Here is a 12304-nt window from a genome sequence, read left to right as displayed (position 1 = left end):
AAAATGACAAGAACAACCAGGGTAATCTCCTGGACAGCAGGGATTTTCTTGTTGTTGATCGTGGTCGTCGCCATCATTATTGCGACGTTTGACTGGAACCGTCTCAAGCCGACCATCAACCAGAAAGTCTCAACCGAACTGAACCGCCCCTTCGCCATACGCGGTGATTTAGGGGTGGTATGGGAGCGTCAGAAAGAGGAGCCCGGCTGGCGAAGCTGGATCCCCTGGCCTCACGTCCATGCCGACGACATCATTCTCGGCAACCCGCCGGATATCCCGGACGTCACCATGATCCACCTGCCGCGCGTGGAAGCCACGCTAGCGCCGTTAGCGCTTCTGACCAAAACAGTTTATCTGCCGTGGATCAAACTTCAGCAGCCCGATGCGCGTCTGATCCGACTCTCAGAAAAAAACAACAACTGGACCTTTAACCTTGCCAGCGATGGCGAAAAAGATCCGAATGCCCAGCCTTCTTCCTGGTCATTCCGTCTCGACAATATTCTTTTCGATCGTGGACGGATCGCCATCGACGATAAGGTCAGCAGGGCGGATGTGGAGATCCTGGTCGATCCGCTGGGCAAACCGCTGCCGTTTAGCGAGGTCACGGGCACGAAAGCGAAAGGTGACGCGGCAAGCGTGGGTAACTATGTCTTCGGCCTGACGGCAAAAGGACGCTACAACGGCCAGCCGCTGAGCGGAAAAGGGAAAATAGGCGGTATGCTGGCACTACGGAGCGAAGGTACGCCGTTCCCGGTGCAGGCGGACTTCCGTTCCGGTAACACCCGAGTGGCGTTCGTGGGCACGGTCAACGACCCGATGAATATGGGGGGCGTCGACCTTCAGCTTAAATTTGCCGGCGATTCGCTGGGCGAGCTGTATGACCTGACCGGCGTACTGCTGCCGGATACCCCGCCGTTCGAAACGGACGGGCATCTGGTTGCCAAAATTGATACCGAAAAATCATCCGTTTTTGACTACCGGGATTTTAACGGCCGCATCGGCGACAGCGACATCCACGGCACGCTGACCTACACCACCGGAAAACCGAGGCCGAAGCTGGAAGGGGATGTTGAGTCCCGTCAGCTGCGTCTGGCCGATCTTGGTCCGCTGATTGGCGTGGATTCGGGCAAAGGAACCAAGTCGAAAGAGGTCAAAAAGGACGTTCAGCCTGCGGGCAAAGTACTGCCTTACGATCGCTTCGAAACCGACAAATGGGACGTGATGGATGCGGATGTACGCTTCAAAGGCGGAAAAATTGAGCATGGCAGTACGCTGCCGATCAACAATCTTTCGACCCATATCCTTCTCAAAAACGCCGACCTGCGCCTGCAGCCGCTGAAGTTTGGCATGGCGGGGGGGACGATTTCCTCGAACATTCACCTGGAAGGCGATAAGAAGCCGATGCAGGGACGGGCGGAGATCCAGGCGCGTCGATTGAAGCTTAAAGAGCTGATGCCGAACGTAGAGTTGATGCAGAAAACCCTCGGTGAAATGAACGGTGATGCCGACATTCGCGGCGTGGGGAACTCGGTGGCGGCGCTGCTGGGCAGCGGCAACGGGAACCTGAAACTGCTGATGAACGACGGGCTGGTGAGCCGAAACCTGATGGAGATCCTGGGGCTGAACGTCGGTAACTACGTCATCGGGCAAATATTCGGTGATGACGAGGTGAGGGTGAACTGCGCGGCGGCCAATCTGGATCTGGTTAACGGCGTGGCGCGACCGCAGATTTTTGCCTTCGACACGGAAAACGCGGTGATTAACGTGACCGGGACCGCCAGCATGGCCTCAGAGCAGCTTGATCTGACGATTGACCCGGAAAGTAAGGGGCTCCGTATCATCACCCTGCGCTCGCCGCTTTACGTGCGCGGGACCTTCAAAAACCCGCAGGCGGGCGTGAAGCCCGGACCGCTGATTGCGCGCGGTGCAGTGGCTGCGGCGCTTGCGACGCTGGTCACCCCAGCCGCAGCCCTGCTGGCGTTGATTTCGCCGTCAGAAGGCGAGGCGAATCAGTGCCGGACTATTTTGTCGCAGATGAAGAAGTAGCTCCCGTTCTCCCTCTCCCTGTGGGAGAGGGCCGGGTGAGGGCATCTGGCCGCAGTGAATTACAGAGCCTGGTGCTTCGTCTCGTGCGTCAGCAGCAGCGCAATCAGCGTCAGCGCCGCCATGGCCGCCAGATAGACGCCCACATAGAACAGACCATAGTTCGCCTGCAGCCAGGTGGCGATATACGGCGCAACGGACGCGCCCAGAATAGACGAGACGTTGTAGGAGAACGACGCACCGGTATAGCGCACTTCCGTCGGGAACAGCTCAGGCAGCAGCGCGCCCATCGGGCCGAAGGTCAGCCCCATCAGGCTCAGGCCAATCAGCAGATAGGCCATCACCAGCGCCGGGCTACCTGAACCCAGCAGCGGCGGGAAGACGAACAGGGCAAACAGAATGATCAGCGTGGTGATCGTAATCATGCTCGCACGACGACCGAATTTATCCGCCAGCAGGCCCGCAATAGGAACCATCACGCCAAACCCGATCACCGCCATCATCAGCATCCACAGCACTTCGTTTCGCGGCAGCCCCAGGCCAACCGGCGCGGCGGCGGTACTGAACGTCATGGAGTAAACGGTCATGATGTAGAACAGCGTATAGGTTGCCAGCATGATAAACGTGCCCAGCACGGTCACGCGGACGTGTTTGGTCAGCAGCGTACCCAGCGGCACTTTCACCTGCTTGTTCGCCGCGGCCACTTTCGCAAAAACTGGGGTCTCATGCAGCGAAACGCGCACATACAGGCCAATCAGTACCAGCACGGCTGAGAAGATAAACGGAATACGCCAGCCCCAGCTCATGAACTGTTCATCCGTCAGCAGCCAGGAGAGCAGCAGGAACGTCCCGTTGGCAAAGAAGAAGCCAATCGGTGCGCCCAGCTGCGGGAATGAACCGTACAGCGCGCGCTTGCGCGCCGGGGCGTTCTCGGTGGCCAGCAGCGCCGCGCCGCCCCATTCACCGCCCAGCCCCAGACCCTGACCAAAACGCGCCAGCGCCAGCAGGACCGGCGCCAGAATGCCGATGGTTTCATAGGTTGGCAGCAGACCGATGGCCACGGTGGAGATGCCCATCGTCAGCAGCGAGGCCACAAGCGTCACTTTACGGCCAATGCGATCGCCAAAGTGTCCAAACAGCGCAGAGCCAATCGGACGCGCAACAAACGCGATAGCAAAGGTCGCCAGAGACTGCAGCGTGGCCGCCGTCGGATCGCCCTGCGGGAAGAAAATGTGCGGGAAGACGATGACCGCCGCGGTGGCATAAATATAAAAGTCGAAGAACTCAATGGCGGTGCCAATCAGCGAGGCGACGACAACTTTATTGCGTGAATTTACCGGAACGTTTTCCGTTTCTGAGTCGAGTGTGGTGGTGGTTGCTTGCATAATATTTTCTTATTTTTGTCGAACGAAAGGCCATATTACGCACAGCAAAAGCGACATTTCAATCTGTAACAAAGCCGTGTGCTGGTGATAAAAGCAACAAAAAGCGAATAATTTTCAGGCCAGCGAAAAGACGTCTATGAAATGCTTCACAAATTTTAAATATCAGTCAATTAAACTGGTTTTTGGTTAAATAAAAGTTACTAACTGGATTTATATGCTGAAATGATGAATCGGGCTGAAATTTCAGCCCGAGAGCGGGGCTAGCGGTGTGTTTTACCGGGCATTCGCGTGTCGCCTTTGTACTCGGCGGTGGCAATCCATGCCGCGCAGAACAGGGTCAGGCGGGCGAAGAAGTAGAAGAAGGCCATCAGTCCCAGCACCGAGCCAAACGCCGCGCCAGAAGGAGATTTAACCAGTGACGGTAAGGTGTAAGTCATCACGATTTTGATCGCCTCAAAGCCGATCGCCGCAATCAACGTGCCGCGGATCAGCGCCTTCTTGTGCGGACGATGGCGGGGCAAGCGCCAGAAGATCCAGAAGAACAGCAGGTAGTTGGCGAAGATGGAAATGGCTAGCCCAATGCCGCGCCAGGCGGGCTTGAGCCACTCGATGTAATCAAGATAGAGCGCGGAGATGATCATCTGCTGCGCCGAGCCCGCCACGGAGGTAATGGAAAGCGTCACGATGAGCGCGACGAGCAGCCCAATAAGCGAAACAAAATCGCGGAGATACTTCACCCAGATTTTCTCCTGGTCCTGCGGCTTACGCTCCCAGACGTCGCGCGACTGGGCGCGAATGGCCTCGCGCAGGTTGCCCATCCAGTTAATGCCGGAGTAAAGGGCAATCAGCAAACCGACGATACCGACGGTGGTACGCTGCTGAACGGCGGTATTGATGGTGCTCTTGAGCGTGCTGGCAAGGGTCGGGTCACTGACGTTATTCAGGATCTTATTGAAGATATCCTGCAGGAGCGTCGGGTGCGACGCGAGCACAAAACCGGCTGCCGCAAACGACACCATCAGGATAGGGATCATCGACAGGAAGGAAAAATAGGTGATGGCGGCACCAAACTGGTTTCCCATGCGGTCATTAAAGCGCTCGGTCGCGCGTATCAGATGCGCAACCATGGGAAACTGCTGAATTCTCGCGGCGATGCCGGTGACGGTCCCCAGCGCTTTGCTGGCGGTGCCTGGCGTTTTGGCTTCTTCGGGCCCCGTTTCCATCTTTTTGACGGGCTCATACTCTAAATGTTGGGTGGGTCGTTGCGGATTGTTTTCCGGCGTCACGCGTCTTTTCCTTTTCGTTTGGCTGGATGTGTTTTTGAATTATAGCTTGCGACTAGTCCACGTAGGCTTTTGTGAGTTCGGTAAGCCACTCCATGAACAGATGGACCCGTCGGGAGAGGTTGCGGCGGTGGGGGTAAATCAGGGAGACAGGCATCGGTTCGGCCCGATATTGCGGGAGGATCTCAATCAGTTTCTTCGCGCGCAGTAAATCGCGCACCCCAACCCGCGGAACCTGAATAATACCCAGCCCGGCGAGACAGGCAGCCTGGTAAGTTTCCGTGCTGTTGACGGTTAATACCCCACCCGTTTTTATCCACTGCGTCGCACTGCCGTTATAAAACTCAAAGCCCTGCGGGCGGGCTCCCAGCATCGCGGCGTAGTGGATCACGGCGTGTGAGCCTAAATCGTCGAGGGTTTCCGGGTAGCCAAATCGCGTCAGATAGTCCGGGCTGGCGCAGTTAATCACCGACAGCTTGCCCAGCGGACGGGCAATCAGCCCTGAATCCTTCAGCGTGCCGACGCGTACCACGCAATCAAACCCTTCGCGGATCACATCCACCAGACGATCGCTGCTGCTGAGTTCCAGCTCAATGCCTGGATAGTGCTGCAGAAAAGCAGGCAGTTTAGGGATGACTAAATTTCGAGCAACGCCGACGGGCATATCCACGCGGAGCCGACCGCTGATGCTGGAGGGATCGTGCTGAAACATACCGTCGAGTTCATCAAGGTTTGCCAGCAGATCTTTTGCCCGCTCGTAATAGACCATGCCGTCCTGCGTCAGGCTGACGCGGCGCGTGGTGCGGTGCAATAGCTGGGTGCCAAGCCGGTTTTCCAGGGCCTGAATTTGCCGTGAAACGCTGCCTTTCGGCAGGGTTAGTGTTTCGGCCGCGCGGGAAAAACTCTCCAGTTCCGCGACGCGAACGAACAGCTGCATTGCGTGAATTTTATCCATAGAGGAAGCTCATTGTTGTTGCTGCTGAAACAGTGAAGCGTTTTAACCCATCTTTATTGATTTTCTATCACCTAATAAGCTCTTTCTCAATCTCCTTAACAGCCAAAACGAGGTTTATGATGAGTGAACGTATCGCATTAGTGACGGGTGGTAGCCGTGGTCTGGGCAAAAACGCTGCGTTAAAGCTGGCGGCAGACGGCACGGGAGTCATCCTGACATACAACCGTAGCCAGCAGGAAGCGCTGGATGTTGTGCATGACATTCAGCAAAAAGGCGTCAACGCGGCGGCATTACAGCTCAACGTCGGGGATTTCACGGCTTTTGATAATTTTGCTCAACAGCTACAGGAAACCCTTAGGACCGTCTGGCAGCGCGAAACCTTTGACTATTTATTGAACAATGCCGGAACGGGTTTATATGCGCCCTTTACCGACACAACGGAAGCCCAGTTTGATGAAGCGCTGAACATTCATTTCAAAGGACCTTTCTTCCTGACCCAGCGCCTGCTGCCGCTGCTTAACGACGGGGGACGGATCCTCAACGTCTCCAGCGGGCTGGTCCGTTTTACCCAGCCGGGCTCAGGGACCTACGCGGCCATGAAGGGGGCGATGGAAGTGCTGACGCGTTATCAGGCGAAAGAGCTGGGCGCGCGCGGAATTTCCGTCAATATCATTGCGCCAGGCGCGATAGAAACTGACTTTGGCGGCGGACGCGTGCGTGACAACGCTGAGCTGAATCAGATGCTGGCGACGCAGACGGCGCTGGGACGGGTGGGGCTGCCGGACGATATTGGCGATGCCATTGCGGCACTGCTCAGCGATAGGCTGGGCTGGATGAATGCGCAACGTATTGAAGTGTCCGGCGGTATGTTCCTGTGATGCACGGGCTTAAGGGGAAGGAACCTCTTAAGGAGACCCTTAATTACGATATTTCTTCAGAGAAAGACCCTGATGTTTTTTATTAACGCAATGGCCGCAGAAAATATTTTCAGCGCAAGACGTTTGATATTCGTTTCCTCTTAATAGCGACCCTGAAGAGGAAACGACATTCGGGAAATATCTGCTAAAAAGCTGTTGGTCAGGAATTATTATTCAGATATTCCTGCTGTAATAAACCAAATAGCCAGTCATTTTGCCAGCGCCCCGCAAGGTAATAGCTCTCGCGTAATTCACCTTCCAGGAGAAAGCGGGTTTTTTCCAGCAGGCGTCTTGACGCGACATTCCCCGCGGTGACGGTAGCGGTGAGTCGACGTATACCGCCCTGATGAAAAGCGTAATCACAAAGCGCTTTCAGGGATTCAAAGCCGTAACCTTTCCCCTGCGCCTCGGGTGCGAAAAGGAAGCCCACTTCGGCGCAGTCCTCCTCCCGATGAATATACCCGGTGACGCCCAGCGGGGCCCGCGAGGCGGTGTCACGAACGACGAGACAAAGCCAGTGCGCGCTGCCCGGCGCCCATGGGGTCAGGCGCGAATCAAACGCCTCGCGGATCGCCGCGACGGGGCGGTCTTCCGCCACGAAGCGCATAACGTCCGGGTGCTGCTGTAGCGCCAGAAAAAAGGGCCAGTCTTGTTCCTGCAGTGGCGAACAGGTAAGGCGAGAGGTAATTAAAACCGGCATTCAGATTCTCCTGAAACATTTTAAATCATTTTAGGGTTGTCACTTTATTTCAACAGAAAGTCAGGTATGGTTAACCGCGTATAAATAAAAAGAAAAAAGGGCGTCTCGTACCCATTTCGGATGTCTTCGTTGTCGCTTAAGGAAAACAATGACTCTCAGCACATCACATCATATTCGCGAACAGTTTGAACACTGTCTGGCGGTCATTCGCCATGCGTCGGTGGAAATTTTGCTTCTTCTGAATGTACATGCTTCTGAGGGCAAAGATCCACGCTGGTTCCTGGAACAACTCGACAGCGCGCGATTAGCTCTGGGCGGCTGGGGAGCCGTTGCGAAAAAACTCAACCTGAATGATGCCGAGATGTCGGAATTTACGCTCCAGCTGCGCCTGCTGCAGCAGCGCGTTCCGCAGTATGAAAGTGGACAGGATGTAAGTGAAAACCAGCTTATTGCGGCAATGCGGTTTGTGACCGCACTGGAACACCTTCGCCTGCAGCAGCCGCTGTTGACCTACAGCACAGAGCTGGCACCGGGAAGCGAACTCCAGCAGCAGCAGGCGCACAAGCAGGTACGCGCGATTGAGCTGATGATTAAAGGGCTCATCCAGCAGGCCTGGCCCGATCAGGTGCGGTTGAACAATCATCTGAAGACCCTGTTTAACGCCGATCGCGTACGGCGCTGGCTGAAGCTTGGCGAGATCAACGATGTCCTGAGCGGCATGATGTTTAGTGAACTGGCGCAGATGCTGGTGGATAAAAAAGAGTTCAGCCGCTATTACGCTTCGCTGTTCAGCGACCCGTCCATGCTGACGCTGCTGGTTGAACCGCGCAAAACGCTGCAAACTTTTCTCGATGACATTCGGCAAATCCGCAACAACATCACCGTTCAGAAAACGTTAAGCTCGGCGCAAATCCAGCTGCTGGATAATTACTACGCGCAGATCGCGCGGCCAGTTCAACGCGCGTTTGAAGAGGGGAGAACGCGCGTCAATCCGGCCGGTTTCATGGCGGTAGATGCCAGCGAATTGCATACCTTCTGGGAAAAGGCGCAGAAAATGGATCGGGTCACCGGTGGGGATCTGTTTGAAGTCCGTGACACCATTGAAAAGCCGACCCAGCGCGCGCCGCGCACCCCCGAACAACGCGAGCAGCTCATTTCCGGTGCGCTATGGGGGGCGGTTGGCGTCATGGTGATTGCCATCGTGGCGGGGGGCTTCTGGCTGGTGACCAGCAGTAAACCGCAGCCAGCCAGCGCCAGAGCGGCTGAAGCGGCGCCTCCACAGGAAATGCGCGAGGCGCCTTCCTCGCGCGAAACCCTCACGCGCATGGGCGTGACCTGGGACGAGAATAATTTCCGCTCGGCCATAAACCGCAACGATACCCGCGTGACCCAGCTCTTTTTGCAGGGCGGTATGGACTGGAAGCTCTCCTGGACCGAAGAGGCGATGTCGGCAGGCTATGACGATGTGCTGGAGCTGATGTTACGCTACCGGCAGAACATGGTGGAAGAGAAGCCGTGCCGTCGCTTCATCAACACGCTTAGTCACGCCATGTCGAACGGCGAGTCTCTGACCTCGATACGTAAAGAGTATCTCAAAGCGTTCTGCACCGTGCCTGCCGTGGTGAAACGCCAGCAGCACGATCTCGACATGGCCGCGCGTCGCGCGCAGTCACAGCCGGATGCCACCACCAAAAAATGGCAGTCCATTCAGACTGCCATTTATGAGGTGATTCGCTGATTTCTTCTTCCTCTCCCTGTGGGAGAGGGCCGGGGTGAGGGCATCAGACCGCACCCCACTTAAGGTTCCCCATACAACCCAATCAGCCGCCGCACCACGCCGTTCGTCCAGCCGAAACCATCCTGCAAAGGATACTCACCACCGCCACCTTCTCGCGGCGTGCTGCTGGAAATGTGGTACTTCTCAATCAGCTTATGATGCGTCTTATAAAAATGGTTCACCGTATGCAGCCAGCTCCAGGCGATCTCATCGCCAAGCGAGTCGTTGCCGTACTGCTTGAACCCCTGAATCGCCATCCACTGCAGTGGCGCCCAGCCGTTGGGTTTATCCCACTGCTCGCCGGTTTCGTACTCGGTCGCCAGAATTCCGCCCGGCGTCAGCAGACGAGCCTTAACCGCATCCGACAAACGTTCTGCCTGCTCATGCGTCGCCATGCCAACGTACAGCGGCACGATGCTGGCGGCAGAAAACAGCGCCAGCTCTTCGCGTCGCCAGTCGTAATCGCGGTAACAGCCGCTCTCCTCGTCCCACAGATAGCGGTTCACCGCCGCGCGTCGATCGTTGGCTTTCTGGCGGAATTCCTCTGCCGTCTCTTTATCCCCTTTCGACGCCGAGATGTTGGCGATAGCACTTTCCAGCTTGAACAGGAAGGCGTTCAGATCGATAGGAATAAACTGCGTCGTGCGGATGCTGGCGAGCCGCGACGGATCGCGCAGCCAGCGGGACGAATAATCCCAGCCGGATGCTGCACCCGCGCGCAGGTCGCGATAAACCTCATTGGGCGGACGACCCGAGTGGCGGGCGGTTTCCACGTCCTCAACCCACGATTCGTCGCGCGGGGTATCTCGGTCGTCCCAGTAGCGGTTGAGCAGTGAACCGTCCGGCATGCGTACGGCGCTGCGGTAGGCCTGGTTAAGCAGCAGCGACTCCGCGCCGTCCATCCAGAAGGCGTACTCCATTTTGAGGTGGTCCAGATAGCGTTTCGCACCGCGAACGCCGTCCTCCTCGAACAGCTCCACCATCAGCGCAAAAACCGGCGGCTGCGAGCGGCTGAGATAATAGGTGCGGTTGCCGTTGGGGATATGCCCGTAGCGTTCAATCAGCCAGGCGAAGTTGTCCGCCATGCATTTGAGCAGATCGTTACGACCGCTCTCCGCCAGCCCCAGCATGGAGAAATAGGAATCCCAGTAGTAGGTCTCGCTGAATCGCCCGCCGGGGACGATATAGGCCTGCGGCAGCGCCAGCAGGGAAGACCAGGGAATATGATCCTGCGGCTCGCGCGTCAGCACCGGCCAAAGGTTATCAATGTGCTCTTTCAGGGAGAGCCCCGGGTCGGAGACATATTCTGTGCCGTACGTTTCTGGCATCCAGAAGTGGTTTTCCACAAACTGGCGCAGGTCGAAATCCCGGTGGCGTCTGACCTTGCGGTAGCGGATCAGGATATCCAGCGGATCCATCTTCGGCGCGCAGTCGGGAAAGGTTTTACTGTCCGCAAACAGCCGTGTCGACTGCACGTGCTCGAAAAGTTCAAGATAGCGGTCTGCGGGCGTCAACGCATCGGAGGCGGGTAGCCCCTCGATCATTTCGGGTTCCGGCTCCGCCTCAATCATTTCATCCAGTTTCAACTCGCAGGGATCGGTCTCGTAGCGCAGCTCTTCTGCAATCTCGAACTCGATGTTCTCGGTAGCCTGTAGTTTCTGGTTGAACATGGTGATAGGGACCTCCGGTTGTGTGTTCAAAAGACAGGTTTATCCGGGCGTCTTATAAGCGTAGACATTCGCTTCGGTAGATGGGGAGGGATATGTGCGGTAGATCACTATTTTCGGAGCATTCGTTTTGCAACGATTTATGAATGTTAAAAAAAATGCCCCTCCGGGGAGGGGCATCAGGATTAACGCATGGTCACAAATTCTTCGGCCGCAGTCGGGTGGATCGCCACGGTGTTGTCGAAGTCTTTCTTCGTTGCGCCCATCTTCAGCGCCACCGCAAAGCCCTGCAGGATCTCGTCCATGCCGAAGCCGATGCCGTGGATGCCGACAATCTTCTCTTCCGGGCCTACGCAGACCAGCTTCATGCGGCACGGCTGGCGGTGAGAGGTGACGGCGGTGTACATCGCGGTGAAGGCCGATTTATACACTTTCACCAGGTCGTCGCCATACTGCTCGCGCGCCTGCGGCTCGGTTAAGCCGACGGTGCCGATTGGCGGGTGGCTGAAGACCACGGTTGGAATATTGCTGTAGTCCAGATGCTCGTCCGGCTTGTTGTTAAACAGGCGCTCGGAGAGACGACGGCCCGCCGCAACGGCCACCGGCGTCAGCTCAACCGCACCGGTATTGTCGCCGACCGCATAAATGCCCGGTACGCTGGTGTTCTGGAATTTATCGACGACGATATAGCCTTTTTCGTCGGTTTTCACGCCGGTCACGCCCAGGTTGAAGTTATCGTTCGCCGGTTCACGGCCAATCGCCCAGATCAGGCAATCGACGGTCTGGCTGCGGCCATCTTCCAGCTCCAGGGTCAGGCTGCCGTCTGCATTTTTGACGACCGCTTTTGGCACGGCGTTGGTGTGCAGGGTCGGGCCTTCGGCGTTCATCACTTCAACCAGCGTGTCGACGATCAGCGGGTCAAAGCTGCGCAACGGCGCGTGTTTACGCACGAACAGGTGCGTTTCCGCCCCCAGGCCGTTAATCACGCCGGCCAGCTCTACCGCGATGTAACCCGCGCCAACAACGGCAACGCGTTTTGGCAGGGCAGGCAGCTCGAAGAAACCATCGGAGTCGATGCCGTATTCCACGCCCGGGATATTCGGGTGGCTCGGACGGCCGCCGGTGGCGATCAGGATGTGATCGGCGGTGATCGTCTCGCCGTTCACTTCGATCGTTTTCGCGTCCACAAAGCGGGCGAAACCGTGGATAACGTCGACGTTATTTTTACCCAGCACGTTGTCGTATGAGGTGTGAATACGGTCGATGTAGGCGGTACGGCTGGCGATCAGTTTGTCCCAGTCGAAGTGGTTGATGGTGGTGTCAAAGCCGTAGTCCGGGCCATACATATGGATAGCTTCACGGATCTGCGCCGCATGCCACATAACCTTCTTCGGTACACAACCTACGTTCACGCAGGTGCCGCCCAGCGCTTTCGCTTCAATCAGCGCGCACTTCTGGCCGTACATGGCCGCGCGGTTGATGGAGGCGATGCCGCCGCTGCCGCCGCCGATGGCGATGTAGTCATAATGCTTAGTCATAGCTGTTATCCTTAATCGTGAATTGCCGCGATTGTATAC

The 12304-nt window shown here is 56.8% G+C and carries 9 protein-coding genes; 3 read left to right on the top strand and 6 right to left on the bottom strand.

What is annotated here, in order from left to right; genetic code table 11:
* Positions 1–3 precede the first annotated feature (3 nt).
* On the top strand, positions 4–2046 hold the full coding sequence (locus tag KGP24_RS22085) for an AsmA family protein (protein WP_223561800.1): 2043 nt from the start codon (positions 4–6) through the stop codon (positions 2044–2046).
* Positions 2047–2105: 59 nt separating this feature from the next.
* Here the strand turns inward: KGP24_RS22085 and KGP24_RS22080 are convergent, their stop codons facing one another.
* The 3 genes from KGP24_RS22080 to KGP24_RS22070 all read right to left on the bottom strand — a co-directional run bounded on the left by KGP24_RS22080 (position 2106) and on the right by KGP24_RS22070 (position 5666).
* On the bottom strand, positions 2106–3428 hold the full coding sequence (locus KGP24_RS22080; protein WP_223561799.1) for an MFS transporter: 1323 nt from the start codon (positions 3426–3428) through the stop codon (positions 2106–2108).
* A 260-nt stretch (positions 3429–3688) separates the two neighbouring features.
* A complete protein-coding gene (yhjD, locus tag KGP24_RS22075; RefSeq protein WP_194401368.1) occupies positions 3689–4714 on the bottom strand; it encodes an inner membrane protein YhjD in 1026 nt (341 codons plus the stop codon).
* A 52-nt stretch (positions 4715–4766) separates the two neighbouring features.
* Positions 4767–5666 (bottom strand): LysR family transcriptional regulator, encoded by a 900-nt coding sequence (locus tag KGP24_RS22070; RefSeq protein ID WP_223561798.1) that lies wholly within the window; start codon positions 5664–5666, stop codon positions 4767–4769.
* A gap of 119 nt (positions 5667–5785) precedes the next feature.
* Here KGP24_RS22070 and KGP24_RS22065 point away from each other — a divergent pair, with 119 nt between their 5' ends.
* Entirely contained in the window at positions 5786–6544 is a 759-nt protein-coding gene (locus KGP24_RS22065; RefSeq protein ID WP_223563553.1) for an SDR family oxidoreductase, read from the top strand.
* Between the two features lie 199 nt (positions 6545–6743).
* Here the strand turns inward: KGP24_RS22065 and KGP24_RS22060 are convergent, their stop codons facing one another.
* Complete coding sequence (locus tag KGP24_RS22060; RefSeq protein WP_223561797.1) at positions 6744–7283, bottom strand: GNAT family N-acetyltransferase; 540 nt, start codon at positions 7281–7283, stop codon at positions 6744–6746.
* 148 nt (positions 7284–7431) lie between these two features.
* On the opposite strand from KGP24_RS22060, the gene KGP24_RS22055 reads away from it, so the two are divergent.
* A complete protein-coding gene (locus tag KGP24_RS22055) occupies positions 7432–9021 on the top strand; it encodes an STY4199 family HEPN domain-containing protein (protein WP_223561796.1) in 1590 nt (529 codons plus the stop codon).
* A 59-nt stretch (positions 9022–9080) separates the two neighbouring features.
* Here the strand turns inward: KGP24_RS22055 and KGP24_RS22050 are convergent, their stop codons facing one another.
* Both KGP24_RS22050 and gorA read right to left on the bottom strand, forming a co-directional pair.
* A complete protein-coding gene (locus tag KGP24_RS22050) occupies positions 9081–10730 on the bottom strand; it encodes an alpha,alpha-trehalase (RefSeq protein WP_223561795.1) in 1650 nt (549 codons plus the stop codon).
* 182 nt (positions 10731–10912) lie between these two features.
* A complete protein-coding gene (gene gorA / locus KGP24_RS22045) occupies positions 10913–12265 on the bottom strand; it encodes a glutathione-disulfide reductase (RefSeq protein ID WP_223561794.1) in 1353 nt (450 codons plus the stop codon).
* Positions 12266–12304 lie beyond the last annotated feature (39 nt).

This window comes from Enterobacter sp. JBIWA008 (assembly GCF_019968765.1).
GTDB lineage: Bacteria > Pseudomonadota > Gammaproteobacteria > Enterobacterales > Enterobacteriaceae > Enterobacter.
This window is presented reverse-complemented; position numbering and strand designations above follow the sequence as displayed.